This is a genomic window from Kineococcus endophyticus, from assembly GCF_040796495.1.
Classification (GTDB): domain Bacteria; phylum Actinomycetota; class Actinomycetes; order Actinomycetales; family Kineococcaceae; genus Kineococcus; species Kineococcus endophyticus.
The window spans coordinates 334,239-360,909 of sequence record NZ_JBFNQN010000001.1 but is presented as its reverse complement, the minus strand read 5'-3'; the positions used below and the strand labels follow the sequence as shown (position 1 = coordinate 360,909).

Here is a 26,671-nt window from a genome sequence, read left to right as displayed (position 1 = left end):
ACCAGTCTGCCGTGTCCGCCGCGGGGACGACACCGGTCACCGCGCGACGCGCCCGGTCACCTCCCGTGCTCGGCGCTGCTCCTCCGACATCGTGGACGGCGGAGTGTCGGAGGGGTCCGCTAGGTTCAGCCCTGCCCCACCGGTGCACTCCCGCACCAGCTGCACCACCCGTCACGACTGCGAGGGACGCCATGGCCGACGAGACCACTGACACCCCCACCCCCGGTGCGCGTCGCGGACGCTGGCTGGCCGCCGCGCTCGTCGGCGCCGCCGCCCCCACCGCCCTCGTCCCCGCCGCGCACGCCGCCGCGGCCCCGGGCGAGACCGTGGTGACCGTCGAGGCCGGGGACACCGTCGGGGCCATCGCGGCCGCGCACGGCACCACCGTCGACGCCGTCGTCACGGCCAACGGGCTGGGTGCGGACGCCTTCGTCGTCGAGGGGCAGCAGCTGCGCGTCCCGGGGCCGCAGAGCACGTCGGGGGGCGGCTCGTACACCGTGCAGGACGGCGACACGCTCTCCCACATCGCCCTGGCGCAGGGCACGACCGTCGGTGCTCTGCGCGACGCGAACGGGCTCTCGGCCGACGGCTTCCTGCGGGCCGGTCAGGTGCTGACGCTGCCCGGCGGCACGGCCGGGGCCTCGACCTCGGGCGGGCGCGCCCCCGCGGCGGGCGGCACCTACACCGTCGCGGCCGGTGACACGCTCTCGCACATCGCCCTGACGACGGGGACGAGCGTGGCCGACCTGGTGGCCCTCAACGGCCTCGACGCGGCCGGCTTCATCGTCGAGGGCCAGACGCTGCGCACCGGCGCCGCGGGCCAGTCGGCCAAGCCGGCCACGACGCCGAAGCCCACCACCCAGGCTCCCGCCGTCTCGGACGCCGTCTCGACCAACCGCGCCCGCATCCAGGCGAGCAAGCAGCCGAGCAAGGCGGAGATGCGGGAGATCATCCGCTCGACGGCCGTGCGGCTCGGGGTGGACCCCTCCCTCGCCCTGGCCATCGGCATGCAGGAGTCGGGCTTCCAGATGAAGGTCGTCTCGCACGCCAACGCCATCGGGGCGATGCAGGTCATCCCGAGCTCGGGCGAGTGGGCCTCGAACCTGCTCGGGGAACCCATCGACCTCTTCGACGCCCGCGACAACGCCAAGGCCGGCGTCGCGATCCTGCGCACGCTCGTCGCCAACAACCCGCCGGACGTCGCGATCGCGTCGTACTACCAGGGGCAGGCCTCGGTCCGTTCCCGCGGGATGTACGACGACACCCGGCGCTACGTCGCGAACGTCCAGACGTTGCAGGCCCGCTTCCGCTGAGTCGCGGACCGGATCGGACGCTGAGTCGACCTAGACTCGCTGACCGTGGACGCGACCCTCTCCGACCCCCTCGTCGGACGACGCCTGGACGGGCGGTACCACGTCCTGGGCCGTGTCGGCCGCGGGGGCATGGGCGTCGTCTACCGGGCCGAGGACGAGCGCCTCGAGCGCGTGGTCGCCCTCAAGGTCCTGCGCGCGGACCTCGCCCACGACCCGACGGCCCGCTCCCGGTTCGTCCGGGAGGCCAAGTCCGCGGCACGTCTGACGCACCCGGGCATCGTGGCCGTCCTGGACCAGGGCGTGGACCACGAGGGCGGCACCGAGACGGCCTACCTCGTCATGGAGCTCATCGACGGGCGCACGCTGCGCGACGTCGTCCTCGACAAGGGCGCGCTCACTCCCGGCGAGGCCCTCAGCGTCACGGCGGACGTCCTCGACGCCCTCGCCGAGGCGCACCGCAAGGGCGTCCTGCACCGGGACGTCAAGACGGCCAACGTCCTCGTCGCCGACGACGGCCGGGTCAAGGTGGCCGACTTCGGCCTGGCCCGGGCCGCCTCCGCCGGCGGCGGGCAGAGCACCACCGTCGGCATGGGCGACCTCATGGGCACCGCCGAGTACCTGGCGCCCGAGCAGCTCGAGACCGGCGAGACCGACGCGCGCAGCGACGTCTACGGCGTGGGCGTCATGCTCTACGAGATGCTCACGGGCGCGCCGCCCTTCACCGGCGACAGCCCGTTCACGATCGCCTACAAGCACGTCCACGAGACCGTGCCACCGCCGTCGGTGAAGGCGCCGGGCCTGCCGAAGGCGCTCGACGCGCTCGTCCTCGACGCCCTGGCCAAGGACCCCGACGAACGGCCCGCCGACGCCGGGGAGATGCTCGAGCAGCTGCGCGCCGTGCGGTCGTCCCTGACGCCGGAGCAGCTCGGCGCCCGGGCACCCCGTCCGGCCACCCCGTCCGCGCCGGGCAGCACCACCCGCATCGGGGCCCTGGCGGCGAAGGACGAGGCGGACACCGTGCCGTCCTCGGAGGGCCACCGCTCGCGCCGGGGCCTGCTCGTGGGCCTCGTGCTGCTGGTCCTGGCCGTCGGCGCCGGCATCTCCTGGTACTTCCTCGCCGGGCCCGGCGCGTACACGACGACCCCCGCCGTGGCCGGGAAGTCACCGCAGGAGGCGCGCTCGATCCTGCAGTCGGCGGGGCTGGGCGTCGACGAGCAGCAGGGGTTCAGCGACACGGTCGCCACCGGGCTCGTCGCCTCCAGCGACCCCGAGGACGGGGACCGCGTCCGCAAGGACGGCACGGTGACCATCGTCGTCAGCCGCGGGATCCAGCAGTTCGCCGTCCCGGACGTCGTCAGGGCCTCGCAGTCCGACGCGGAGTCCCGGCTGCGCGACACGGGTCTGGGCGTGGGCGCCGTCAGCCAGGAATTCAGCGAGGACGTCCCCGAGGGCGCCGTGATCCGCACCGACCCGGCCGCCGGGACGGTGGTGAACCACGACAGCCCCGTCGCGCTCGTCGTCTCCAAGGGCCGCGAGCCGATCGACGTCCCGAACGTCGTGGACCAGCCGCAGGACGCGGCGGCCACGGCGATCACCGACCGCGGGCTCACCGTGGGCGGCGTCGACCAGCAGATCAGCGAGACGGTGCCGAAGGGGCAGGTCATCTCCCAGACCCCCGCCGACGGGACCCTCTTCCGCGGCGACGCCGTCCGGCTCGTCGTGTCCGCCGGACCCCCGCTCGTCCAGGTCCCGCAGGTCCAGGGCAAGAACGTCGACGCGGCGACCCAGCAGCTGCAGGCCCTGGGTTTCAAGGTGGCCCGCGACAACATCCTGGGCGGCGTCTTCGGCACCGTCCGCAGCAGCGACCCCGCCGCCGGCCAGAGCGTCCCGAAGGGCTCGACGATCACCCTGACGGTGGTCTGACCCTGAGCACGACGAAGGGCCCGGGACCTCGAGGTCCCGGGCCCTTCGTCGTACCGGTCAGCGCTGGGAGAGCATCTCCGCCGCGAGGAACGCCAGCTCGAGGGACTGCTGGTGGTTCAGGCGCGGGTCGCACAGCGACTCGTAGCGGGTCGCCAGGGCCGCGTCGTCGATGTCGAACGCACCGCCGAGGCACTCGGTGACGTCGTCCCCCGTGAGCTCGACGTGCAGGCCGCCGGGCACGGTGCCCAGCGCGCGGTGCACCTCGAAGAACCCGCGCACCTCGTCCACGACGTCGTCGAACCGGCGCGTCTTGTAGCCGCTGGTCGAGGTGATCGTGTTGCCGTGCATCGGGTCGCAGACCCAGGTGACCTGCGCCCCGGCGCGGGTGACGCCCTCGACGAGCGCGGGCAGCGCCTCGCGGATCGTCGAGGCGCCCATGCGCGTGATGAAGGTCAGCCGGCCCGGCTCGCGGTACGGGTCGACCTTCTCCACGAGCGCGAGCGCGTCCTCGACGGACGTCTTCGGCCCCAGCTTGATGCCGATGGGGTTGCGGATCTTGGAGGCGAAGTCGACGTGCGCGCCGTCGAGCTGACGGGTGCGCTCCCCGATCCACACCATGTGCCCCGAGACGTCGTAGGGACCGCCCTGGCGCACGTCGGTGCCGGCCGGACCGCTGAGCGGCGGTTCCTCGTCCAGCGTGCGGGTCAGCGGCCGCTCGTAGTCGAGGAGCAGCGCCTCGTGGCTGGCGAAGAAGTCGACCGTTTGCAGGGCGTCGAAGTCGGCGCCGCAAGCGATCATGAACTTCATCGCCTTGTCGATGTCCCGGGCCAGCGCCTCGTACTTGGCGTTGGCCGCCGTCGCCGCGAAACCGCGGTTCCACTCGTGGACCTTGCGCAGGTCCGCGTAGCCACCGGTCGTGAAGGCGCGGATGAGGTTCAGCGTCGCCGAGGACGTGTGGTACGCCCGCAGCAGCCGCTGGGGGTCCGGCGTCCGCGACTCGGGCGTGAAGGCGTAGTCGTTGACGGCGTCACCGCGGTAGGCGGGCAGCGTCACCCCGTCACGCGTCTCGTCGTTGCTCGAGCGCGGCTTGGAGAACTGGCCCGCCATGCGGCCGACCTTGATCACGGGCAACGAAGCGCCGTACGTCAGGACGGCCGACATCTGCAGCATCGTCTTGAGCCGGCGGCGGATGCCGTCGGCCGTCGCGCCGGCGAACGTCTCGGCGCAGTCCCCGCCCTGGAGCAGGAACGCCTCGCCGCGGGCCGCCTTGGCCAGCTGCGCGCGCAGCTGGTCGGCCTCCCCGGCGAACACGAGCGGCGGATACGACGCGAGCTCCGCCTGCACCTCGGCCAGCGCGGCGGCGTCCGGCCACTGCGGCTGCTGAGCGGCGGGCAGGTCCGGCCAGCTGGTGCTGGACTGACCCGGGATCGAGCTCGGGGCGGTCGTCGCGGTCGTGTGCGTGCTCACGCGGGCCAGTGTCGCACCCCGGCGCCCCCGCGGGCGCCGGAGTTCACCAGTGCAGCCCCGCCGTCTCCGCGCGCCTGCTCTCGGGAACGGTTCGCAGGACGCCCGTCGCGTCGGCGAGCGGCACCTGCACCACGTCCACCCCGTGCAGCGACGCCATGGTCCCCAGGTTCCCAGACGCGAGCGCCTCGATCGCGCTGAGGCCGAACCGCGTCGCGAGGATGCGGTCCGCGGCCGACGGCGTCCCGCCGCGCAGCAGGTGGCCCAGGACGGTGACGCGCGTGGACAGCCCCGGCACCCGCGCGGCGATCTCGTGCTCGAGGGCGTCGCCCGCCCCGCCGAGCTGGACGTGCCCGAAGGCGTCCCGCGGAGCGTTCTTGACGGCCTCGGCGCCGTGCACCTTGGCGCCCTCGCTGACGACGACGAGCGGCGCCTCACCGCGGGCCAGCACCTCGCGCACCGTGGCACCCACGGCGTCGAGGTCGACGTCCTCCTCGGGCAGCAGCGTGACGTGCGCGCCCGCCGCCATGCCCGTGTGCAGGGCGATCCACCCGGCGTGCCGGCCCATCACCTCGACGATCATCGCGCGGTGGTGGCTGGCCCCCGTCGTGCGCAGGCGGTCGCACGCGTCGACCGCGGTCTGGACGGCGGTGTCGAAGCCGAAGGTCGCGTCGGTGGCCGACAGGTCGTCGTCGATGGTCTTCGGCGCGCCCACCACGGGGACGCCCGCCTCGTGCAGCGCCGTCGCGACGCCGAGCGTGTCCTCGCCGCCGATGGCCAGCAGCGCGTCGACCCCGAGGGCGGACAGCTGCGCCCGCACCCGGGCCACGCCCTGCTCCTCGCCGTCCTTGAGCGGGTTGGTCCGGGACGAGCCCAGGACGGTGCCGCCGACGGTCAGCAGCGGCCGGACCGCGGCCTCGTCGAGCGGCACGGTCTCGCCGTCCAGCACCCCGCGCCAGCCGTCGACGAAGCCGACGAACTCCATGCCGTGCCGTTGCGTCCCGGCGATGACCGCCGCCCGCACGACGGCGTTGAGACCGGGGCAGTCGCCGCCCCCGGTGAGGATCCCGACCCGCATCCTGGACTCCACTCCCCGGCGTCCTCGCCGGCGTGCCTGACCCCTGGGAAGACCCGCGGGACGACCCTTGGACGGCAGCACTCTGCCACCGCGCGGTCAGCGCGTCGCGGCACCCCCGCCCGGCGCGTCGTCGCCCGCTGCCGGGGGCCGTGGCGGCTCCCCCGTCGGGGCGGCACGGCCACCGGGCCCACCGGAGGACGGCGTGGTCGGTTCGGGCACGCCCGTCCCCCGCGACAGCTCGGCGCGCAGCCGGCTGCGCTCGGCGTAGGCGTCGACGTACTCCTGGTGCGAGAGCGCCTGGATCGCGGCCATCACCTCGTCGGTGACCGAGCGCACGACGAGCTGGTCGTCGGCCCGCCCGGCGTAGCGGGAGAAGTCCAGCGGCTCACCGATGACGACGCCGACGCGGCGCACCTTGGGCAGCACGCGGCCGGTCGGGAGGAGGTCCTCGGTGCCGACCATCGCGACCGGCAGCACGGGGGCCCCCGAGGCCAGCGCGATGCGGGCCACCCCCGTGCGCCCGCGGTACAGGCGTCCGTCGGGCGACCGCGTGCCCTCGGGGTAGATGCCGAACAGCTCGCCGTCGCGCAGCACCGACACCGCGCTGTCGATCGCCGCCGAGGACGCGCGACCTCCGGAGCGGTCCACGGGCAGCTGCCCGATGCCGTGCATGAGCCCGGCCGTCAGCTTCCCCTTGACGCCCGTGCCCCGGAACAGGTCGGCCTTGGCGATGAACGTGACGCGGCGGCGCACGACGGTCGGCAGCAGCACGGTGTCGGCCGCCGAGAGGTGGTTGCTGGCCAGGATCGCCGGGCCGGAGGTCGGGACGTGCTCGAGCCCGCGCACCCACGGCCGGAAGACGGCGGTGACCAGCGGTTCGGCGACGAGCAGCTTGATCGGCCAGTACAGGACCGGGAACCGGGGCACCTCCGGAACGCTACCTGTGAGCACCGGCACCAGGGGGCACCGCGACCACAGGTCCGGCTCGCGTCGAGCCCACGTCGACATCGCGTCGACCTCGCGTCGACCTCGACCGGTCCGGTCCCGGCGTGACACGATGACAGCGTGTCCCGCACCCCGGACGACGGATCCGGCCCCCTCGACGTCGACGCGGCGTTCGCCGAGATCGTCGCGCACTGGGGGGACGACGCCGCGGCGCCGGAACGCACCGAGGACGCGCGGGACACGACCCCGGCCGAGCCCACGGGCGCGCCCGACGCAGGAGACCCGGCGGGTGAGGACTCCCCCGCCGCGGCCGAGGAGGCCACCACCGCGACCGAGTCCGCCGAGGACCGGTCCCCCCGGCACCGCGCCGGAGCCGAGGAACCGGCCGAGTCCCCCGAGGACCGCACCCGGCTCGTCCGGCCGGCCGCACCGTTGCCGCCGGCCCCGCGCGAGGACGTCCCGTCCCCGGAGTGGTTCGCGACCCCCCGTCAGCGCGACGACGAACCCGCCGAGCTGCGGGCGCTCGGGGAGGACCGCTTCGTCCCGGCCGACCCGTCCCCGCTGCCGCGCGACGTCGTCGGCTGGGCCGCCTGGATCGCCGTCGTCGGCTCCCCGCTGTTCCTCCTCGTCGTCGCGCTGGGCTGGAACGACGTCCCCCAGCTCATGACGGCCATCACGGCGGCGGTCTTCGTCGCCGGCTTCGCGACCCTCGTCATCCGCCTGCCGAGCAGCCGGGACGACGACGATGACGACGGTGCCGTCGTCTGACCCTCAGCGGGGTCCGACGGGCACCAGCAGGTCCGCCACCACGGGCAGGTGGTCGCTCGCGCCCGGGTGCCCGGTCGGGACGTGCGCGCCGACGACGCTCAGCTGACGGTCCGCCAGCAGCAGGTCCAGCCGACGCCGCGGGGAGCGGGCCGGGAAGGTGGGCTGCGGGTCGCCCACGGCCTCGGCGACGTCGACGAGGACCGTGCACAGCCGCTGGTGGACCGGGCCGCCCGGTTCCTCGTTGAGGTCACCCGCGACGACGGTGGGCGCGTCCCGCCACCGGCCGACCTCCCCGTCGACGGCGCACCCCGGGGTGAGCCGGGACAGGTGGCCGAACCGCTCCCCCGCATCCAGGCCGAGGTGCACGCTGCGCACGAGGACCGCCGCCGACCAGCCCTGCTCCACCGGCACCCGCACGACGGCCTCGGCCGTGCCGCGCGGTCGGACCGGCCTCCAACCGCGCCGCCGCGGGGTCGGCAAGGCGCGCACGCCGGCGGCCCGCACGTCGACGCGCGTCGCGGTGAGCACCGCGGTGCCCGCCCCCTCGGGGCCGGAGGCGGCCACCCACAACCCCGTGTCGGCGGCGAGGACCCCGAGCCGGTGCCGGGCCAGGACGTGCGTGGGCACCTCCTGCAGGCACACCACGTCGGCGGCCACCGCCCGCAGCACCTCACGGACGGCGACGGTGTCGTCGAGCAGCTCCCGGACGTTGAAGGTGGCGACCCGCACCGGGGCCTGCGCGGTCCTCACCCCCAGCCGCGGGACAGGTCCGCCGCCCCCACCAGGCCCGCGGCCGGGCCGAGGCTCGCGCGGGCGATGGTCAGCTCGGGGCGGAACCCGCGACCGGTCAGCGTGCGGCGGTAGGCGTCCCGGCACGGGCCGAGCAGCAGCTCGTCGGCGTCGGAGACCCCGCCGCCGATGACGACGGTCCCCGGGTCCAGGGCGGCGGCCAGGTTGGCCACGCCGATGCCGAGCCAGCGCCCGACGTCCTCGAAGAGCTCGACGGCGGCCGGGTCCCCCGCGCGGGCGGCGTCGGTGACCATCGGTCCGCTGATCGCCTCGGGGTTGCCGCCGGCGAGGTCGAGCAGGTGGTGGGCCACGGGCGAGTTCGACCGGGCCAGCTCGCGCGCCTCGCGGACCAGGGCGTTGCCGGAGGCGTACTGCTCCCAGCAGCCGCGGTTGCCGCACTCGCAGCGGTGCCCGCCGGGGACGACGATCATGTGCCCGAACTCGCCGGCGATGCCGTAGCGGCCGCGGACAACGCGGCCCTGGGTGACGATCCCGCCCCCGATGCCGGTGCCCATGGTCACGCAGACGAGACGGGACTCCCCGCGGCCGGCCCCGAAGCGGTACTCCGCCCAGGCGGCGGCGTTGGCGTCGTTCTCGACGACCGTGCGCCGCCCGACGCGCCGGCCGAGGCGGGTGCGGACACGCCGCTCGACGGCCTCGCGCAACGGCTCGTTGCGCCAGGCCAGGTGCGGGGCGAACAGGACGTTGGCGCGCTCGGCGTCGACGAAGCCGGCGGCGCCGATGCCGACGGAGACGATGTCGTGGTGGGCCGCGAGCTCCTCGACGACCTCGGCGATCGTGTCCTCGACGCCCTGCGGGCTCGTCGTGGGGGTCTCGCGGCGCAGCTGCGCGACGACGCGGCCCTCCCCGTCGACGACGCCCGCGGCGACCTTCGTCCCGCCGATGTCCACGCCGACGGCCGGGCCGTCCCCGATGAAGACGCGGCGCGTCTGCTGCCGCAGCCGCTGCTGCAGCGCGACGCGCCGCGGGTCGGGTGCGCGTCGGCGGCGGGGGGTGCCGGGCACGCGGGGTGTGCGGGGGGTGGCCATGCGGTCTCCCGGGGTCGTCAGGTGGCCGGGGCTCAGACGCGGGCGAGGTCCGCGGCGCCGATGATGCCGGCGTCGTTGCCCTTGGTCGCGGTGCGCAGCGGCGGCGGCTTGCGGTGGGTCCGGCCGGACAGGTTCTCGGCCAGACTGACCCGTGCCGGGCCCAGGAGCAGGTCACCGGCGCTCGACACGCCGCCGCCGATGACGACGACCTCGGGGTCGAGCATGGCGACGAAGCTCGCCACGGCCTCCCCGAGCCAGCGGCCGACGTCGGCCAGCAGCCGCGCGCAGCCGGGGTCGCCGGCCTGGGCCAGGCGGGTCACGACGGGGCCGCTCACGGCCTTGGGGTCCCCGCCGACGGCCGCCAGCAGCGGCGCACCGTCCGGGTCGCCCGAGCGCAGCAGGTCGCGCGCGTCGCGCACGAGCGCGTTGCCCGCCACGTACTGCTCCCAGCAGCCGGAGTTCCCGCAGCCGCAGGCGCGCCCGCCGGGGACGGCGCGGACGTGGCCCAGCTCGGCCGCCGCCCCGTTGGCCCCGCGCTGCAGGACGCCGCCGGTGACGATGCCGCCGCCCAGGCCGGTGCCGAGCGTGAGCATGACGAGGTCGTCCACCGCGTTGCCGTGCTCGTCCAGGCCGCCGCCGAAGCGGTACTCGGCCCAGGCGGCCGCGTTGGCGTCGTTCTCGACGACGACGGGCGCGTCGATCCGCGCCTCGAGGTGGTCGGCCAGAGGCTCGTCGCGCCACGCCAGGTTCGGCGCGAACACGACCTGCCGGCGCGCGGCGTCGACGAAGCCGGCGGCCGCGACGCCGACCGGGCCGAAGACGTGGGTGGTGCGCAGCTCCGCGACGGCGTCCGCGACGGCGTCGGCGATGGCCGAGGGGTGCGAGGCGGGCGTCTCGCGCCGGGTCTGGACGAGGATCTCGCCACGGTGGTCGACGACCCCGGCCGCGATCTTGGTGCCGCCGATGTCGACGCCGACGGCGTTCTGCACCGGGTGGGGGACGGGGTTCTGGGCTGCCAGCTCGACCATGCCGGTGCGGTTCTCCCTGCGACGTCGGCCCCGCGGCGCAGCAGGGCGGCCACGCAGTCGCGGGGCCCGCCCGAGGCTACCCGGTCGGCGCCGTCGGACCCTCGCCCGGTGGCCTCAGCCCAGGACCGACCCGAGCACCGCCATCCCGCCCAGCAGCAGGGCCGTCAGACCCGTGGCACCGCCGGCCGCCACCAGCACCTTCGCGCGACGGCTGCCGAGGCCCCGCAGGCCCGCGCCGCCCGCGCGGGACAGGGCGCCGAGCATCCGGTCGACCTCGGCCTCGTCGAGGGCCGGCGCGTCGGGCGCCTCACCAGGGGTCCCGCCAGGGGTCCTGCCGGAGGTCTCGCCGAGGGTCTCGAGGTCGAGGGCGAGCTGGCCGTCCTCGTCCTCCAGCACCCGAGGCGCTGCCGGGGCCGGGACGGCGGTCGGTCGGACGGCCGTCGGAGCGGGCGCGGCGACGACCGGGGCCGGGACGGGGAGCAGGGAGGTGTGGCACAGCGAGCACCACCGCTCCTCGGGGCGGGTCCGCGACCCGCAGGACGGGCAGCGCTCCGGCACGGCGGCGACGGGGGCCGCCGCGAGGGGGCTGGGCTCGACGGGGGCGGGCGCCTCCTCGGGGGCAGCGAGCCGGCTGACGGGCGGCCCGACCTCGACACCGCCGAACGCGGCCGACGTCGACGTGTCGTGCCGGGGGCCGCGGCGGGGGGCCCAGCCGAGGTCGGTGTCGTCGCCGTCGGCGGGGTGCAGCGCGTCGAGGAACGAGGTGGGCTGCGGCGCGCGGGAGTCCTGGCTCACACCTGTCGTCGTCGGCAACCGGGCCCCGCACCTTGAGCGCCCGGGGAACCCTGGGCGCCCGCGATCGTTGACCCGGACGGGGGACGCGGTGGCGTGCCCGGGGCGCGCGGTGGGCCCGCCGGTAGGGTCGCTGCCACCCGCGAGGCCCCCCGGCCACCTGCGGCACCAGCACCACCGCACGACGACCGCACACCACGTCCTCGCAGAGCGGCGAGGCCGACCCGGGAGGAACCACCGTGCCGAGCAGCAGCGAGCCCCCGCTCGTCCCTCCTGCCACGACAGGGAACATGACGGACTGCGTCGCCGAGACGGCCCGCGAGGACCCGGGCCACGTCTCGGCGAGCCGCAAGCTGGCCGACGGCAGATGGCGCGACGTCACGGCCGCCGAGTTCCTCGGGGACGTCATGGGCGTGGCGAAGGGGCTGCTCGCGGCCGGGATCACGCCCGGTGACCGGGTGGGCATCATGGCGCGCACGAGCTACGAGTGGACGCTCGTCGACGTCGCCGGCTGGTTCGCGGGTGCGGTGACCGTCCCCGTCTACGAGACGAGCTCCCCCGAGCAGCTCGAGTGGATCCTGTCCGACTCCGGCGCCGTCGCCTGCTTCGTCGAGACGAGCGCCAACGCGGCGCGGATCGCCTCGGTGCGCGACCGGCTGCCGGGCCTGCGGGACGTCTGGACGCTGGAGTCGGGTGGGCTCGAGGAGCTGCGCGCCGCCGGCCGCGAGGTCCCCGACGCCGACGTCGACCGCTCCCGCGCCGTCGCGGGGCCGGGTGACGCGCTGACGGTCATCTACACCTCCGGGACGACCGGCCGCCCCAAGGGCTGCGTGCTGACGCACGGCAACTTCCTCGACCTCTCCCGCAACGCCGAGGCCGCGATCCCCGAGGTGCTGCGCCGTCCCGACGCCGCGACCCTGCTGTTCATCCCGCTGGCCCACGTCTTCGCCCGGTTCATCCAGGCGCTCTGCCTCGTGTGCCGGATCCGCGTGGGCCACACCCCGGACGCCAAGGACCTGCTGCCCGACCTCGGCGGGTTCCGGCCGACGTTCATCCTCGCCGTGCCGCGCGTCTTCCAGAAGGTCTACAACGGCGCCGAGCAGAAGGCCGCCGCGGGCGGGAAGCTGCGCGCCCGGATCTTCGAGCAGGCCGCCGCGACCGCCGACGCCTGGTCGCGCTCGCTCGACACGGGCGGGCCCTCGCCCGCGCTGCGCGTCCGGCACCTGCTGTTCGACCGCCTCGTCTACTCCAAGCTGCGCGCTCTCATGGGCGGCCGCGTCGAGTTCGCCGTCTCCGGCGGCGCCCCGATGGGCGAGCACCTCGCGCACTTCTTCCGGGGCGCTGGGCTCGTCGTCCTGGAGGGCTACGGCCTGACGGAGACGACGGCACCGCTGACGGTGAACCGCCCCTCGCGGCTGAAGATCGGGACGGTCGGGCCGCCGCTGCCGGGCACCGACCTGCGCCTCGCGCCCGACGGGGAGGTCGAGGCCCGCGGCGTCGGGGTGTTCACCGAGTACCGCGGACGCCCCGACGAGACCCGTGACGCCTTCGACGACGGCTGGTTCCGCACCGGCGACCTCGGCTCGATCGACGAGGACGGCCTGCTGCGGATCACCGGGCGCAAGAAGGAGATCATCGTCACCGCCAACGGCAAGAACGTCGTGCCGGCGGCGCTGGAGGACCGGCTGCGGGCCCATCCGCTCATCTCCCAGGCCGTCGTCGTCGGCGACCAGCGGCACTACGTCGGCTGCCTGCTGACCCTCGACGAGGAGGCCCTGCCGTCCTGGGGCGCCAACCACGGCAAGCCGGGGCTGGACCTGGGCACCGCACGCGCCGACGCCGACGTCCTGGCCGTGCTGCAGGCCGCCGTCGACAAGGCCAACGAGTCGGTCAGCCGGGCGGAGTCCATCCGCAAGTTCCGGGTCCTGACCGAGGACTTCACCGTGGAGAACGGGTACCTGACGCCGTCGTTGAAGGTGAAGCGGCACGAGGTCCTGCACGACCTCGCCGACGAGGTCGAGGCGCTCTACAGCTCGTGACGATCCGGTATTCCTGGTGACCCGTCGGGACGCGGCCGCGCTCGCGGCGTGGACGGCGCTGATGGCTCTGGCCACCCACAGCGTCGTCCGCTACCGCTGGTGGATCGTCGCCGGCTACGTCGTCGTCGCGGCGGTCGTCGTGGCGCTCGCCCGGACGGCCCGCGACGACGCCGACCGCTCAGCCCCCCGGACGGGGGCCTGGGTGCCGTCGGCCGTCCTGGCCGTCGTCGGACTGGTGCACCTGACGGTGACGCCGTTCTCCTACCTCGACGCCCGTGCGCTGTCCGGGGTGCAGCTGACCCTGGGCGTGGCCTCGATCGCCGCGGCGGGACTGCTGCTGCCCGGGCGGGGCGCCTCGCGCGTCCTGGCGGGGGCCGTCGCGCTCGTCGGTGCGGTGGCGAGCGGGGCTCTGGTGGTGCTCGGCGACCCCGCGCCGCGGATCGACGTGTGGGTGATCCTGCAGCAGGCCGCGGACGCCACGGCCCGCGGCGAGTCGGTGTACGGCCGGCAGTGGGTGGGCTCCCCCGGCATCTCCGACGCGTTCGCCTACCTGCCGTGGACGGCCGTGCTGTCGGCCCCGGGGCGCTGGATCGCCGGCGACGTCCGCTGGGCGATGCTCGCGCTCGTCGTCGTCAGCGCGCTCGCCGTGGCCGGTGTCGGGCGCTGGCGCCGGGGTGCGGTGGCCGCCGCGGCGCTGCTCCTCCTGGCGCCCGGGTCGAGCACGCTGGTCGAGCAGGCGTGGACCGAGCCGACCGTGCTCGTGGGCCTGGCGCTGTGGGCGTGGCTGGTCCGGGCCGACCGGGCGTGGTGGTCGGTCGTTCCGCTCGCCGTGGCCCTGGCGAGCAAGCAGCACGTCGTGGCCCTGCTGCCGCTGCTGGCGGTCTGGCCCCGGTTCGGCTGGCGCCGCGCGCTCGCGGCGACGGGGGGTGCGGGTGTGCTCATGGCCCCGTGGATCCTGGCCGACCTCGGCGTGTTCTGGCACGACACCGTCCGCACGATGCTCGGGCTGCCGCCGCTGCGCTTCGCCGACACCCTCTACACGCTCGTGCTCAACGAGACGGGGGTGCAGCTGCCGCTGCCGGTCGTGGGACTCGTCGTCCTCGGCGTGCTGGGAGCGGCCGTGGTGACCCTGCGCCGGCACCCCGTCGGGCTCGCGGGGCTGCTGACGTGGTGCGCAGCGGTCCTGTTCGCGGCCAACCTCGTCAACAAGCAGGCGTTCTACAACCAGTTCTGGCTGGTCGGGGCGCTCCTGCTGCTCGCCGTTGCCGCCTCCGCCGGCGACGGCGCGGTGCCGCGGCTCAGCGCGACGGTCCCGCGGGGTCGGCCGGCACGTCGGTCCCGGCCAGGAGGTCCGCGAGCCGCCGCGTCTGCTCCTCCCAGCTCCAGCGGCGGCTGACCCACTCCCGCCCGGCGGCGCCGAAGGCCTGCGACCGGACGGGGTCGGCGAGGAAGCCCGCGACCTCCCGGGCCACGGCGGCCTCGTCCCGGCCGTCGACGACCACGCCGTTCACACCGTCCAGGACGGCGTCGGGCGCGCCGCCGGAGTCGCCCGCCACGACGGGCAGGCCGCACGCGGCCGCCTCGAGGTAGCAGATGCCCAGCGCCTCCGGTTCCAGTCCGCCCAGGCGGGTGCGCGTCGGCATGCAGAACACGTCCCCGGCCGCGTAGAACGCGGGAGCCTGCTCCCACGGGACGGCACCGGTGAACACGACGTGCTCGCGGACGCCGGTCCGGTCCGCGAGCCGTTCCACGACCGTCCGGTGCGGGCCGTCGCCGACGACGAGCAGCGCCGCGTCCGGGACGAGCCGGCGCAGCGCGGGCAGGGCCCGCACGAGCACGTCCTGGCCCTTGCGGGCCACGAGCCGCGAAACGCAGACGACGACGGGACGCTCCACCAGGCCGTACCGCCTGCGGACCGCGCGCCGGGCCCCTTCGTCGGGCCGGAACACGTCCGTGTCGACGCCGGGTGTCAGCCGCCGCATCCGCGACCGGGCGGCGGGCGTGAGCGGGCGCTGCACCTGCGAGCGGCACCAGTCCCCCAGGTACGTGACGACGTCGTTGCCCTCACCGATGCGGCGCAGCGCCGTCCGCGACCCGGGCAGGCTCGACCACCACACCTCGTGACCGTGCGTCGTGGCCACCGTCCGCCCGACCCCCGCCGCGCGCAGGGCGGGAGCCATGAGGCCCAGGGGTGCGGCCGCCCCGAACCAGACGCGGTCGGCACCGTGCTCGCGGGCCGTGCGCTGCACGCGGCGCACGATCCCGGGGGTCGGCACCAGGAGCGGCGAGGGGTCCCGCACGACGGTGACGCCCGCCTCCGCCAGCGCCGCGTCGGTCCGGGCGTCCCCGCGCTGGCGGGCGGTGTGCACGACGACCGGCCCGCCACCCTGGGAGGGGAGCCGCCGGACCACGGCGTGGACGAACGACTCGATGCCGCCGGTGCGCGGCGGGAAGTCGTTGGTGACGACGAGGGTGCTCACGGCACCCACCCCACCAGGTGAGTCGCGACGTCGCGGCGCCAGGTCGCGACGACGTCGGCGAACGGCCGCCCGAGACGGGCGGAGCACGCCGCCTCCAGCGGGGTGCCGGTCCACACGTCCCGCACGAGCGCGGTGACGGCCGGGGTCCCGGCCAGTGGCCCGACGGCGCGCGCCGCCGACGTCACGAGCGTCCACGCGGCGGCGTAGGCGATCTGGACCCGGCCCGGGTCGGCCGCGGTGAAGTCCGCGTCGGCCGGGACCTGCGGCCGGCCCGGGTCGGCGAGCAGGGCGGCGGCCAGGGCCGTGGCGGAGACGTCCCGGCCCCGACGGGAGACGTGGTCGGCGTGGCCCTCGGTGAGCCAGCGCGGCACGACGGCCCCCGGAGGGCGGGGCGTCGCCCGGGTCGCCACGTGGACGAGCTCGTGCGTGAGGACGACGGCGCGTCCCAGCGGCGACAGGGCCGTGAACCGCTCGGTCGACAGGACCACGCGGACACCGGCGGGCGCCCCGTCGGCCAGGTCGGCGTCGAGCCCGACCGCGACGGCGTCGACGTCGCCGCCGGTCCCGGCCAGCCGGGTGACGTCGGCCGCGTCCGGGACGACGACGACGGCCGTCCCCCGCGGCCAGTCGGTGCCCCAGGCGGCGTCGACGCGCGCGGTGGCGTCGGCCAGACCGTCTGCGACCTCCCGGCCGACCGCCGACGGGTCGCCCACGTGCAGGACGACCCCGCCCGCGACCCGCTGGGCCGTGACCGGTGCGGACAGGTCCCAGGGCTGTGGCGTGTCGGCGGCGAGGTGCAGCGCGCCGTCCCAGCGGACCACCACCCCGGACGCGACCGCGCGCGCCTCCCCCGCGACCCGCACGCGCAGCAGACCCCGCCCCTGACCGGCGGACTCCACGGCCCCCGGGAGCCCCTCGACCGCCCAGTCGTCCAACCCCGCGGCGAGCGCCGTGGCGTCGGCGCGGCGCAGCGCCTCCCGCTCGTCCGGGCCGACCACCGCGACGGCACGGTCGAGGTCGCCCGCGAGCAGTGCCCGACGGCGAGCGGCCAGTGCCGCCCCCGGGGACGGGGGCACGGTGGGGCCGGCGGGGTCCCCCGGCCCGCACGCCGCGAGGGCGAGGGCCGGGACGAAGAGGAGTGAGCGCCGCGGGACCGGCGGACGCGGGGGCACGGGCCCATCATCCCGCCTGGCGTCCCGGCGCCGGGGCGGACGGCAGCCCCACGACCCGCGCCACCCGGGGCGAGCGGTGCGCGGGACCGGTCTGCAGCCGCAGCGGCGGCACGAGGCCGGAGGCGGCCAGCACCTCCACCGCGCCGACCTCCTCGGCGTCGAGCGAGCGCTCCTGCGGGGGGCCCAGCAGGACGGAGACGACGCACTCGGAGCAGGCCAGGGGGCGGGCCGTGCAGCTGTCGCAGTCGATGAGCACCGGGGGACCTCCAGCTCGTCAGGACCGGCCACCGCGACCGGTGCTGCGCACTGAAGCACCCACCTCCGACACGAGGGTCGAACAGGGGTTCGAGGGGCCGTGCCGGCGACGTGCCCACCCCACCCCTCAACCCGTTGAGGCACCCGGTCCCTCTCGGGAACGCCGTTCGCGCCGGCAGGACGCTCGCTACGGTCGTCACGACCGACGACGAGGGGGACACGTGGACGGACCGCAGGCTTCGTGGCAGCAGTCGGACCCGGGCTCGCCCTGGGTCCTCACCCCGCCCCCGGCCGGCCCCCTCGAACCCGTCGGCGGCCTGGCCACCGCGGTCCTGGTGCTGTCGGCCGTGGTGGTGGCGGTGGACCTCCTCACGGCGCTCTCGTCCTTCGGCGCCGATCCGACGAGCGCCTTCGGCGTCGCGCCCGAGGTCTTCGCCCTGTCGACGGTGTGCTGGCTGGCGACCCTCGTCGTCACCTCCGTCTGGTTGCTGCGCGTGCGCCGCAACGCCGAGCGGATGTCGCCCTTCCACCACCACGTCCGCTCGCGCGGCTGGGCGTGGGCGGGCTGGATGGTCCCCGTCGTCTGCTGGTGGTTCCCGTTCCAGGTCGTCCGCGACGCCCTGACCGCCTCGGCCGCGGCCCACCCGGGGCGGCTGCCCCGGCCCCCGCTGGCGCTGTGGTGGGGCACCTGGGTGGCGAGCCAGGCACTGACCAGCACCAGCAGCTGGGTGGGCGGCGGGGTGGGTCCGGCCGCGGGAACGGTCCAGCTCCTCGGGGTCGCCGTGCTCGGCGTCGCCCTCGCCGCCTGGGTCAGGGTCGTGCGGACGGCCACGGCCCTCCAGACCCCCTGACGGACGGTCCGCCGCGTGTCGCGGCGGGGTCGTGTCGGAGCGCTCGCCTAGCGTCCGCCCCATGCCCGGCACCACCGCACCCGCGAGCTTCCAGGCCAGCTTCGAGGACCTCGGGCAGCCGCTGGCGGACGTGACCTTCGTCGTCCTCGACCTCGAGACGACCGGCGGGCCGCCGTCGGGGGCGGAGATCACCGAGATCGGCGCCGTGAAGGTCCGCGGCGGTCAGGTCCTCGGGGAGTTCCAGACGCTCGTGCGGCCCGCCTCCCCCATCCCCGCCTTCGTGCAGGTCCTGACCGGCATCACCAACCGGATGGTGGCGGCCTCCCCCTCGACGCCGGAGGTGCTGCCGAGCTTCCTGGAGTTCGCCGGCTTCGACCGCGGGGCCGTGCTGGTCGCCCACAACGCCCCGTACGACGTCAGCTTCCTCAAGGCGGCCTGCACCCTCACCGGCCGCCCGTGGCCGGGTCCACGGGTCGTGGACACCGTCGTGCTGGCGCGCCAGCTCGTCGACCGCGACGAGGCGCCGAACCGCAAGCTCGGGACGCTCGCGCGCCTGTTCGGCACCACCACGACCCCCGACCACCGCGCCCTGCACGACGCCCGCGCCACGGTCGACGTCCTGCACGCGCTGCTGGCCCGGGTGGGCAACCGGGGTGTGCACTCCCTGGAGGACCTGGCGGCGTTCACCGCGACGGCGGTCAACCCGGCCCGCCGGGCCAAGAAGCACCTCGCCGTCGGCCTGCCGTCGGCGCCGGGGGTCTACCAGTTCCGCGACGCCGTCGGCCGCGTGCTCTACGTGGGGACGTCGGTCGACGTGCACCGCCGGGTCCGGTCCTACTTCACGGCCTCGGAGAGCCGCCCGCGCATGACCGAGATGGTCCGCGCGGCGACGACGGTGGTGCCGGTCGTGTGCGAGACGCCGCTGGAGGCGCGTGTGCGGGAGCTGCGCCTCATCGCCGAGCACGCCCCGCCGTACAACCGGCGCTCCAAGGCCCCCGAGAAGGTCACCTGGGTCAAGCTCACGGCCGACGCGTGGCCGCGCCTCTCCCTCGTCAAGCAGGTCCGCGACGACACGGCCGAGGGCGCGGAGTACCTCGGACCGTTCCGCTCGGCCCGCACGGCCGAGCTGGCCGTCGCCGCGCTGCACGACGTCCACCCGCTGCGGCAGTGCACCCGGCGCATCCCGCGCGTGCCGAAGGCCGACGGGGAGGGAGCCTGCGTGCTGGCCGAGATCGGCCGCTGCGGGGCGCCCTGCCTGGGCACGGCGCGCGGCGGGCAGGACGCGCAGTCGTACGCCGAGGTCGTCGAGCAGGTCCGCCGGGCCCTGCGCGAGGACGCCGCCGCCACGCTGGAGCACGGGCGGGCGCGGCTGACGACCCTCGCCGCCCAGGAGCGCTACGAGGAGGCCGCCGGCACCCGCGACCGCCTCGAGGCGTTCCTGCAGGCCGCCGACCGCGCCCAGCGGCGCGGCCCGGTGGCGGCGAGCCCGGAGATCGTCGCCGCCCGCCGCAGCGCGCCGACGCCCGGCTGGCCGACGGGCGGGTGGGAGGTCGTGCTCATCCGCTACGGGCGGCTGGCCGGGACGTGCCTGACCCCGCGCGGGTCCGATCCCATGCCGCACATCGAGGCGCTGCGGGCCACCGGCGAGGTCGTCGCCCCGCCCGGACCGGGGCGCCCCGGCCTGCTGGTGGAGGAGACCGACGCGCTCCTCGGCTGGCTCGAGCAGCCGGGGGTGCGCCTCGTCGCCGTGCAGGACCCGGACACCTCGCCCTGGACGTGCCCGGTGCGCGGGGCGGGCTGGGCACGGAGCCGACTGGCGGCGACGGCGGTAGCCTCACCCGCGTGATCACCGCCATCGTCAACGTGGCCTGCGACGGCCGGCGCATCCCCGAGGTCGCCCAGGCCCTCGCCGAGATCGACGGCGTCAGCGAGGTGTACTCCGTCACGGGCGACGTCGACCTCGTCGTCATGGTCCGGGTGCGCGAGCACGAGCACCTGGCCGACGTCATCGCCGGCGGCATCAGCCGCGTCGAGGGCGTCGTCTCGACCACGACGAACATCGCCTTCCGCGCCTACTCCCGGCACGACCTGGAGTCGGCCTTCGCCCTCGGCGTCGACTGAGCGTCTAGGCCCCACCGGGCGCGCGTCAGGCGGAGGCCCGCACCCAGCGGTCGAGCACGTCGGCGGCCGCGCCGGAGTCCAGCGCGGCCGACGCCTGCCGCATGCCCTCGGCCAGGTGGTCCACGAGCCCCTCGGCCGGCCCCGCACCCCCCGGCGCCCGGACGCCCGCGGCGACGAGCGCGGCGGCGGCGTTGAGGACGACGGCGTCGCGGACGGGCCCGCGGGTGCCGGCCAGCAGGTCCCGCACGACACCGGCGTTGTGCGCGGCGTCGGCGCCCCGCAGGTCCGCCAGGGTCGTCGGCGCCAACCCCAGCTGGGCGACGGGGTCCAGGCCGACCTCGGTGACGGTGCCGCCGTCGACGACCCAGACGCGGGCGGGGCCCGTGCTCGTCAGCTCGTCGAGGCCGTCGTCGCCGCGGAAGACGAGGGCCTGGGTGCCGCGGGCGGCCAGCACGTCGGCCACGAGCGGGGCGATCCGGCGGTCGGCGACGCCGACGGCCGTGGCCCCGGCGCGCGCCGGGTTCGTCAGGGGGCCGAGGACGTTGAAGGCCGTGGGGACGCCGAGCCCGCCGCGGGCGCCGGCGGCGTGCCGCATGGCCGGGTGGAAGACCTGGGCGAAGCAGAACGTGATGCCGACCTCGACGGCCAGCTCCCCCACCCGCCGCGGCGGCAGGTCCAGCCGCACGCCGAGGGCCTCCAGGACGTCGGCCGAGCCGGAGGCGGACGTCGCGGCCCGGTTGCCGTGCTTGACGACGCGGTGGCCGGCCCCGGCCAGGACGAGCGAGCCCATCGTGGAGATGTTCACGGTGTGGGCGCGGTCCCCGCCGGTGCCGACGAGGTCGACGATCGGGCCCGGCACGGACAGCGGCACCGCGTGGGAGAGCATCGCCTCGGCCAGCCCGGTCAGCTCCTGGCTCGTCTCGCCCTTGGCCCGCAGCGCCACCAGGAAGCCGGCGAGCTGGACGTCGCCCGCGTCGCCGCGCATCACCTGGTCCATGGCCCAGCCGGTCTGCTCCGCCGTCAGGTCGTGACCGGCGAGCAGCTCGGTCAGCAGCCCGGCCCACGTGCGTGCGGCGGTGGTCATGGCGTCCTCGGCTCCTGCGGGTGGGGTGCGCGCCCCGGCGGCCCCGGAGCGCTCCGCACCCTACTGAGGACGCCCCGGACGGGGTCGGGAGCCCCGCCGCGCACACCCGTCGCAGATCGAGACCGTTCTGTGATCCGGGACTGAGGTTCCCCTGACTTCCGGGGCCCTCACCCGCACGGACGAGCGGCCCCGGGCACCCTGCGCACGACCTCCGCACACCGTGTGCCGAACCTCCCCCACCCGGCGGAACGGTGGTCTACGACACGTTGTCGGTCCCCGAGCGGCGAACCGCGCCAGGGGTGGGGCATGATTGGCGCCGTGGCGAGTGCACAGGCTGTCCAGAGCAGTACCCCGAGTCCTGCACACGGGTCGGTGAACCGACCCAACATGGTGTCGGTCGGCGTGATCGTGTGGCTGTCCAGCGAGCTGATGTTCTTCGCCGGGCTCTTCGCCATGTACTTCACGATCCGCTCCGTGGCACCGGCGCTGTGGGAGTCGGGTCCGGAGCTGCTCAACGTCCCGTTCTCGAGCGTCAACACGACGATCCTCGTGATCTCGTCGTTCTGGTGCCAGTTCGGCGTCTTCGCCGCGGAGCGCTTCCAGCCGCGCCGCACCGGGGGCCTGCTGCAGTTCTCCAAGTGGGGCATGCAGGAGTGGTTCATCCTCACCTACATCTTCGGCGGCCTCTTCGTCGCCGGTCAGGTCTTCGAGTACGCCGAGCTGGCGCACGAGGGCCTGACGATCGCCACGAACGCCTACGGCTCGGTCTTCATCCTCGCCACCGGCTTCCACGGCATCCACGTCTTCGGCGGGCTCATCGCCTTCCTCATGGTCATCGGCCGCTCCTACGCCTCCAAGCGCTTCGGCCACCAGGAGGCCACGAGCGCCATCGTGGTCTCGTACTACTGGCACTTCGTCGACGTCGTGTGGATCGGCCTCTTCACGGTCATCTACGTCTTGAAGTGACGAACGAGCTCTCGACGTCGTTCCCCACACGCAGTCCCGAACGCCCCCGTAGGAAGCGAGCACCAGCACCGTGACCAGGACCCTCACCGCACTCAGCGCGCGACGGCGCCACCCCATGGCCGTCGTCGTGCTGATCGCGTTGGCGCTGCTCCTCGTCGGGGGCCTGTACGCGGCCCTGTCTCCCCGCGAGGCCCAGGCGACCACCGCGACGGCCTCGGCCGACGACATCGAGGCCGGCAAGAAGCTCTTCCTCGCCAACTGCTCGACCTGCCACGGCATCAACGCGCAGGGTGGCGGCGTCACCGACGGGAAGAACCCCGGCCCCTCCCTCATCGGCGTGGGTGCGGCCTCGGTGGACTTCCAGGTCGGCTCCGGCCGCATGCCGCTGGCCCAGTCCGGCGCCCAGGCCCCCGAGGTCGACAAGATCCGCTTCTCGCAGGAGCAGATCGACCAGATGGCCGCCTACATCGCCTCCCTCGCCCCCGGCCCGGCCATCCCGACCGAGGAGCAGCTCGACACGAGCGGCGTCTCGGACGAGGAGGTTGCGCGCGGCGCGGCGATCTTCCGCACCAACTGCGCCATGTGCCACAACTCGCAGGGCAAGGGCGGCGCGCTGACCGCCGGCAAGTACGCCCCGGACCTGACGGGCGTCTCGGCCAAGCACATCTACGAGGCCATGCAGACCGGCCCGCAGTCGATGCCGGTCTTCAACGACAACAACATCAGCTCCGAGGACAAGAAGGCGATCATCGCCTGGCTGACCGACCGCGGCGGCGAGGACACCCGCGTCGACCCGGGCGGGCTGACGCTGGGGTCGCTGGGCCCGGTGTCCGAGGGCCTCGTGGCCTGGATCGCCGGCATCGGCGCCCTCATCGGCGTCTCGGTGTGGCTGGGGATGAAGTCCTCCTGATGAGCACCGCAGTGAGCACCGCAGTGAGCAACGTGAAGGAACCGGACGGGCAGGGAGCATGAGCGACATCGAACGCGCCGAGGAGGCGCACGGGCAGCCGGGGTCCACCCTGGCCAAGCCCGAGGGCGGCGTTCCCGACCGCTTCGAGAACCCGGGGCTGCCGCCGCACCGGCACCGCATGGGGGACACCGACCCGCAGGCCGCCAAGCGCGCCGAGCGTCAGGTCGCGTTCTTCCTGCTGCTGTCGATCGTCGGCTCGATCGGGATCATCGTCTCGATCGTCGGGATCAAGTACAACGGCGACTTCGACCGCGTCAGCTGGTCGACGAAGGCCATCGGCCTGTCGATGTTCCTGTCGCTCTTCGCCCTCGGCGTCGGCGCGGTCCACTGGGCCAAGACCCTCATGCCCGACGACGAGCGCATCGACATGCGCCACCGCCAGCGCGGCACGACGGCCGAGCGCGAGGAGGCCGTGGCGCTCCTGAAGGAAGGTGCCGCCGAGGCCGGCCTGGGCCGCCGCCCGCTGATCCGCAACACCCTCATCGGGGCCCTGGCGCTCTTCCCGATCCCCGCGGTCTTCTTCTTCCGCGACACCGGGCCGCTGCCGGGCGACGACCTCTCCACGACCATGTGGAAGGAGGGCGTGCACCTCACCAAGGACCCCGAGGGCGGTCGCATCCGCGCCGCGGACGTCACCCTCGGTTCGGTCGTCCACGTGCTGCCGGAAGGCATCGAAGAGGTCGACCACCCCCTGAACGAGAAGGCCAAGTCCGCCGTGCTCATCATGCGGCTGGAGCAGGACCTCCTGAGCGAGAAGCAGAACGAGTGGGGCGTCGACGGAACCGTCGCCTACTCGAAGATCTGCACCCACATGGGCTGCCCCGTGGCCCTGTACGAGCAGCAGACCCACCACCTGCTGTGCCCCTGCCACCAGTCGACGTTCGACCTGACGCAGGACTGCAAGGTGATCTTCGGCCCCGCCAAGCGGGCCCTCCCCCAGCTGCCGATCGCAGTGGACGACGAGGGTTACCTGGTGGCGACGAGCGGCTTCCACGAAGCCGTGGGCCCGAGCTTCTGGGAGCGCGGATGAGCACCATCGACAAGGCGGCGGGTGGCGTCGCCAACTTCGCCGACGACACCGTCGGCGCGAGCAAGGTCGTCAACGGGTTCGCCCGGAAGATCTTCCCCGACCACTGGTCGTTCATGCTCGGTGAGATCACGCTGTACAGCTTCGTGATCCTGCTCCTGACCGGGACGTTCCTGACGTTCTTCTACGAGCCGAGCGCGGCCGAGACGACCTACCAGGGCGGGTACATCCCCCTCGTGGGCCAGCACGTCTCCGAGGCGTACGAGTCCTCCCTGCGGTTGTCGTTCGACATCCGCGGCGGGCTGCTCATGCGCCAGATCCACCACTGGGCGGCTCTGGTCTTCGTCGCCGCCACGATCGTCCACATGGCCCGCGTGTTCTTCACCGGCGCGTTCCGCAAGCCGCGCGAGGTCAACTGGGTCATCGGCTCGATCCTCGCCATCCTGGCCGTCTTCGAGGGCTTCACCGGCTACTCCCTCCCCGACGACCTCCTCTCGGGCACCGGGATCCGCATCGCGCAGGCGATCATCCTGGCCGTCCCGGTGGTCGGCAGCTACATCAGCTTCTTCCTGTTCGGTGGCGAGTTCCCCGGGACGGACTTCATCCCGCGGTTCTTCACCATCCACATCCTGCTGCTGCCGGCCGTCATCCTGGCGCTGATCGCCGTCCACCTCATGCTGGTCGTCGTGCACAAGCACACCCAGTACCCCGGCCCCGGCCGGACCGAGGACAACGTCGTCGGCTTCCCGCTGTTCCCCGTGTACATGGCGAAGGCCGGTGGGTTCTTCTTCATCGTCTTCGGCGTCATCGCGGCCCTCGGGGCGCTGGTGCAGATCAACGCGATCTGGGCCTACGGCGCGTACGACCCCTCCCCCGTGACCGCCGGTTCGCAGCCGGACTGGTACATGGGCTGGCTCGACGGTGCGGTCCGCCTCATGCCGGGGTGGTTCGAGTTCACGCTGTGGGGCTTCACGTTCTCGATGAACATCTTCATCCCCACGACGGTCGTCATCCTCCTGACGATGGGCGTGATGGTCCTCTACCCGTGGATCGAGCAGGCCGCGACGGGCGACCGTCGTGAGCACCACCTGCTGGACCGCCCGCGCAACCAGCCGACCCGCACGGGTCTCGGCGTCATGGCGCTGACGTTCTACATCCTGCTCTGGATCTCCGGCGGGAACGACATCATCGCCCACATGATGAACCTGTCGATCAACGACATCACGCGGTCGCTGCGCGTCCTCGTGTTCGCGTTGCCGGCCCTCGCGTTCGTCGTCACCAAGCGCATCTGCCTCGGGCTGCAGCGCAAGGACCGCGAGAAGGCGCTGCACGGTCGCGAGACCGGGCGGATCGTCCGCCTGCCGCACGGCGAGTTCATCGAGGTCCACGCTCCCCTGACGGACCTCGAGCGCTGGACGCTCGTCCAGCACGACTCGCTGCGTCCCATGGAGATCGAGGACCGCGTCGACGCCGGGAACCCGGACACGATCGTCGGCAAGGTCCAGCGCCGCCTCTCGAAGTTCTACTTCGAGGACCGCGTGGAGCCGGTCACCCCGGCCGAACTGGCCGCGGCGCACCACGACCACCACAGCGAGCTCGGTCAGGCGCACGCCGACGAGCTCGACCGCGCGGACAACCCGGCGATCGGGACGTCGCAGACGACCCACGGCTGACGCCGCCACCTGAAGGGCCCCGAGCCACCGGCTCGGGGCCCTTCTGCGTGGGCGAGCCCTCTCCCACGCCCCACCACACCGTCCCGACGAGCAGTTAGGCTCCTCCCCCGTGACCAACCCCCTCGCCCCCGGCAGCCTCTCCGGCAAGCGCGTCCTCATCACCGGGTCCTCCCGCGGCATCGGTGCCCAGACCGCGACGTACGTCGCCGAGGCCGGCGCCTCGGTCGTCGTCAACTACCGGAACAAGGCCGTCCGTGCCGAGAAGCTCGTCGCCTCCCTCACCGCCGGCGGTGCGACCGCTACCGCCGTCGCCGCCGACCTCACGGACCCGGCGTCGGTGCGGGCGATGTTCGACCGCGTGCAGACCGAGCTGGGCGGGCTCGACGTCCTCGTCCTCAACGCCTCGGGCGGCATGGAACAGGGCGTCGCCGAGGACTACGCGATGCAGCTCAACCGCGACGCCCAGGTCAACGCGCTGGAGACCGCGCTGCCCCTGCTGGCGCCGGGCTCGCGCATCGTGTTCGTGACGAGCCACCAGGCCCACTTCATCAAGACCACCCCGACCATGCCGGAGTACGAACCGGTCGCGCGCAGCAAGCGGGCCGGGGAGGACGCGCTGCGCGCCCTCATCCCGACGATCGAGGCCGCAGGCGTCGAGTTCGTCGTCGTGTCCGGCGACATGATCGAGGGCACCATCACCGCGACGCTGCTCGAGCGGTCCAACCCCGGCGCCCTCGCCACCCGCAAGGAGGCCGCCGGCAAGCTGTACGACGTCGCCGAGTTCGCGGCCGAGGTCGCGCTCGCCGCCGTGGAGCCGATCCCGGCCGACCACACCCGCTACGTCGGGGACATCTCCTCCTTCACCGGCTGAGCCGGCAGGGGCG

General features: G+C 74.7%; 24 protein-coding genes. 13 read left to right on the top strand and 11 right to left on the bottom strand.

Going from position 1 to position 26,671, the window contains the following annotated elements; all coding sequences use genetic code 11:
• Positions 1–191: 191 nt before the first annotated feature.
• Together AB1207_RS01730 and pknB are read left to right on the top strand one after the other, a co-directional pair.
• Entirely contained in the window at positions 192–1,313 is a 1,122-nt protein-coding gene (locus tag AB1207_RS01730) for a LysM peptidoglycan-binding domain-containing protein (RefSeq protein ID WP_367636039.1), read from the top strand.
• 45 nt (positions 1,314–1,358) lie between these two features.
• Positions 1,359–3,236 carry a Stk1 family PASTA domain-containing Ser/Thr kinase gene (gene pknB, locus AB1207_RS01725; protein ID WP_367636038.1) on the top strand — a complete coding sequence of 626 codons (1,878 nt, stop codon included), beginning with the start codon at positions 1,359–1,361 and terminating at the stop codon, positions 3,234–3,236.
• Positions 3,237–3,293: 57 nt separating this feature from the next.
• On the opposite strand, the gene AB1207_RS01720 is transcribed toward pknB, so the two are convergent.
• The 3 genes from AB1207_RS01720 to AB1207_RS01710 all read right to left on the bottom strand — a co-directional run bounded on the left by AB1207_RS01720 (position 3,294) and on the right by AB1207_RS01710 (position 6,705).
• The gene (locus tag AB1207_RS01720; RefSeq protein WP_367636149.1) at positions 3,294–4,664 is read right to left on the bottom strand and encodes a class II 3-deoxy-7-phosphoheptulonate synthase; all 1,371 of its coding nucleotides are present in this window, start codon (positions 4,662–4,664) and stop codon (positions 3,294–3,296) included.
• A gap of 82 nt (positions 4,665–4,746) precedes the next feature.
• Positions 4,747–5,778 (bottom strand): 6-phosphofructokinase, encoded by a 1,032-nt coding sequence (locus AB1207_RS01715; protein WP_367636037.1) that lies wholly within the window; start codon positions 5,776–5,778, stop codon positions 4,747–4,749.
• A 96-nt stretch (positions 5,779–5,874) separates the two neighbouring features.
• On the bottom strand, positions 5,875–6,705 hold the full coding sequence (locus AB1207_RS01710; RefSeq protein ID WP_367636036.1) for a lysophospholipid acyltransferase family protein: 831 nt from the start codon (positions 6,703–6,705) through the stop codon (positions 5,875–5,877).
• A gap of 138 nt (positions 6,706–6,843) precedes the next feature.
• Here AB1207_RS01710 and AB1207_RS01705 point away from each other — a divergent pair, with 138 nt between their 5' ends.
• Positions 6,844–7,491: a hypothetical protein gene (locus tag AB1207_RS01705; RefSeq protein WP_367636035.1), complete on the top strand. Its 648-nt coding sequence runs from the start codon at positions 6,844–6,846 to the stop codon at positions 7,489–7,491.
• A 3-nt stretch (positions 7,492–7,494) separates the two neighbouring features.
• Here the strand turns inward: AB1207_RS01705 and AB1207_RS01700 are convergent, their stop codons facing one another.
• The 4 genes from AB1207_RS01700 to AB1207_RS01685 form a co-directional block, all read right to left on the bottom strand.
• On the bottom strand, positions 7,495–8,241 hold the full coding sequence (locus AB1207_RS01700) for an endonuclease/exonuclease/phosphatase family protein (RefSeq protein WP_367636034.1): 747 nt from the start codon (positions 8,239–8,241) through the stop codon (positions 7,495–7,497).
• Entirely contained in the window at positions 8,238–9,329 is a 1,092-nt protein-coding gene (locus AB1207_RS01695) for an ROK family glucokinase (protein ID WP_367636033.1), read from the bottom strand. The genes AB1207_RS01700 and AB1207_RS01695 overlap by 4 nt, the downstream gene beginning before the upstream one ends.
• 32 nt (positions 9,330–9,361) lie before the next feature.
• Positions 9,362–10,357: an ROK family glucokinase gene (locus AB1207_RS01690; RefSeq protein ID WP_367636032.1), complete on the bottom strand. Its 996-nt coding sequence runs from the start codon at positions 10,355–10,357 to the stop codon at positions 9,362–9,364.
• 114 nt (positions 10,358–10,471) lie between these two features.
• Positions 10,472–11,152: a hypothetical protein gene (locus tag AB1207_RS01685; protein ID WP_367636031.1), complete on the bottom strand. Its 681-nt coding sequence runs from the start codon at positions 11,150–11,152 to the stop codon at positions 10,472–10,474.
• Between the two features lie 236 nt (positions 11,153–11,388).
• On the opposite strand from AB1207_RS01685, the gene AB1207_RS01680 reads away from it, so the two are divergent.
• Complete coding sequence (locus AB1207_RS01680; RefSeq protein WP_367636030.1) at positions 11,389–13,188, top strand: AMP-dependent synthetase/ligase; 1,800 nt, start codon at positions 11,389–11,391, stop codon at positions 13,186–13,188.
• Between the two features lie 16 nt (positions 13,189–13,204).
• Positions 13,205–14,584, top strand: coding sequence for a hypothetical protein (locus AB1207_RS01675; RefSeq protein WP_367636029.1), 1,380 nt, complete (start codon positions 13,205–13,207; stop codon positions 14,582–14,584).
• On the opposite strand, the gene AB1207_RS01670 is transcribed toward AB1207_RS01675, so the two are convergent.
• From AB1207_RS01670 to AB1207_RS01660, 3 genes are read right to left on the bottom strand one after another with little or no spacing between them, the layout of a single operon-like run.
• Positions 14,487–15,668 carry a glycosyltransferase family 4 protein gene (locus AB1207_RS01670; protein ID WP_367636028.1) on the bottom strand — a complete coding sequence of 394 codons (1,182 nt, stop codon included), beginning with the start codon at positions 15,666–15,668 and terminating at the stop codon, positions 14,487–14,489. The genes AB1207_RS01675 and AB1207_RS01670 overlap by 98 nt on opposite strands.
• A complete protein-coding gene (locus tag AB1207_RS01665) occupies positions 15,665–16,840 on the bottom strand; it encodes a hypothetical protein (protein WP_367636027.1) in 1,176 nt (391 codons plus the stop codon). The genes AB1207_RS01670 and AB1207_RS01665 overlap by 4 nt, the downstream gene beginning before the upstream one ends.
• A gap of 7 nt (positions 16,841–16,847) precedes the next feature.
• A complete protein-coding gene (locus tag AB1207_RS01660; protein ID WP_367636026.1) occupies positions 16,848–17,096 on the bottom strand; it encodes a hypothetical protein in 249 nt (82 codons plus the stop codon).
• 220 nt (positions 17,097–17,316) lie between these two features.
• Here AB1207_RS01660 and AB1207_RS01655 point away from each other — a divergent pair, with 220 nt between their 5' ends.
• From AB1207_RS01655 to AB1207_RS01645, 3 genes are all read left to right on the top strand, one after another.
• Complete coding sequence (locus AB1207_RS01655; protein ID WP_367636025.1) at positions 17,317–17,946, top strand: DUF4328 domain-containing protein; 630 nt, start codon at positions 17,317–17,319, stop codon at positions 17,944–17,946.
• Between the two features lie 61 nt (positions 17,947–18,007).
• Positions 18,008–19,792 (top strand): DEDD exonuclease domain-containing protein, encoded by a 1,785-nt coding sequence (locus AB1207_RS01650; protein ID WP_367636024.1) that lies wholly within the window; start codon positions 18,008–18,010, stop codon positions 19,790–19,792.
• The gene (locus AB1207_RS01645) at positions 19,789–20,067 is read left to right on the top strand and encodes an Lrp/AsnC family transcriptional regulator (RefSeq protein ID WP_367636023.1); all 279 of its coding nucleotides are present in this window, start codon (positions 19,789–19,791) and stop codon (positions 20,065–20,067) included. The genes AB1207_RS01650 and AB1207_RS01645 overlap by 4 nt, the downstream gene beginning before the upstream one ends.
• Before the next feature lie 25 nt (positions 20,068–20,092).
• On the opposite strand, the gene trpD is transcribed toward AB1207_RS01645, so the two are convergent.
• Entirely contained in the window at positions 20,093–21,151 is a 1,059-nt protein-coding gene (gene trpD / locus AB1207_RS01640) for an anthranilate phosphoribosyltransferase (protein ID WP_367636022.1), read from the bottom strand.
• Positions 21,152–21,457: 306 nt separating this feature from the next.
• Here trpD and ctaE point away from each other — a divergent pair, with 306 nt between their 5' ends.
• The 5 genes from ctaE (at position 21,458) to AB1207_RS01615 (ending at position 26,658) form a co-directional block, all read left to right on the top strand.
• The gene (gene ctaE / locus AB1207_RS01635) at positions 21,458–22,117 is read left to right on the top strand and encodes an aa3-type cytochrome oxidase subunit III (protein ID WP_367636021.1); all 660 of its coding nucleotides are present in this window, start codon (positions 21,458–21,460) and stop codon (positions 22,115–22,117) included.
• Between the two features lie 115 nt (positions 22,118–22,232).
• Complete coding sequence (gene qcrC, locus AB1207_RS01630) at positions 22,233–23,027, top strand: cytochrome bc1 complex diheme cytochrome c subunit (protein WP_367636148.1); 795 nt, start codon at positions 22,233–22,235, stop codon at positions 23,025–23,027.
• 58 nt (positions 23,028–23,085) lie between these two features.
• Entirely contained in the window at positions 23,086–24,117 is a 1,032-nt protein-coding gene (gene qcrA / locus AB1207_RS01625) for a cytochrome bc1 complex Rieske iron-sulfur subunit (protein ID WP_367636020.1), read from the top strand.
• Positions 24,114–25,787, top strand: a complete 1,674-nt coding sequence (gene qcrB / locus AB1207_RS01620; RefSeq protein ID WP_367636019.1) for a cytochrome bc1 complex cytochrome b subunit — start codon at positions 24,114–24,116, stop codon at positions 25,785–25,787. The genes qcrA and qcrB overlap by 4 nt, the downstream gene beginning before the upstream one ends.
• A gap of 109 nt (positions 25,788–25,896) precedes the next feature.
• On the top strand, positions 25,897–26,658 hold the full coding sequence (locus tag AB1207_RS01615) for an SDR family oxidoreductase (protein ID WP_367636018.1): 762 nt from the start codon (positions 25,897–25,899) through the stop codon (positions 26,656–26,658).
• The last annotated feature ends 13 nt before the right edge of the window (positions 26,659–26,671 follow it).

Coding starts and splice junctions, on each gene's coding strand:
- AB1207_RS01730 (WP_367636039.1), top strand. CDS start 192: ATGGCCGACGAGACCACTGACACCCCCACCCCCGGTGCGCGTCGCGGA.
- ctaE (WP_367636021.1), top strand. CDS start 21,458: ATGATTGGCGCCGTGGCGAGTGCACAGGCTGTCCAGAGCAGTACCCCG.
- AB1207_RS01690 (WP_367636032.1), bottom strand. CDS start 10,357: ATGGTCGAGCTGGCAGCCCAGAACCCCGTCCCCCACCCGGTGCAGAAC.
- AB1207_RS01650 (WP_367636024.1), top strand. CDS start 18,008: ATGCCCGGCACCACCGCACCCGCGAGCTTCCAGGCCAGCTTCGAGGAC.
- qcrB (WP_367636019.1), top strand. CDS start 24,114: ATGAGCACCATCGACAAGGCGGCGGGTGGCGTCGCCAACTTCGCCGAC.
- qcrA (WP_367636020.1), top strand. CDS start 23,086: ATGAGCGACATCGAACGCGCCGAGGAGGCGCACGGGCAGCCGGGGTCC.
- trpD (WP_367636022.1), bottom strand. CDS start 21,151: ATGACCACCGCCGCACGCACGTGGGCCGGGCTGCTGACCGAGCTGCTC.
- qcrC (WP_367636148.1), top strand. CDS start 22,233: ATGGCCGTCGTCGTGCTGATCGCGTTGGCGCTGCTCCTCGTCGGGGGC.
- AB1207_RS01695 (WP_367636033.1), bottom strand. CDS start 9,329: ATGGCCACCCCCCGCACACCCCGCGTGCCCGGCACCCCCCGCCGCCGA.
- AB1207_RS01715 (WP_367636037.1), bottom strand. CDS start 5,778: ATGCGGGTCGGGATCCTCACCGGGGGCGGCGACTGCCCCGGTCTCAAC.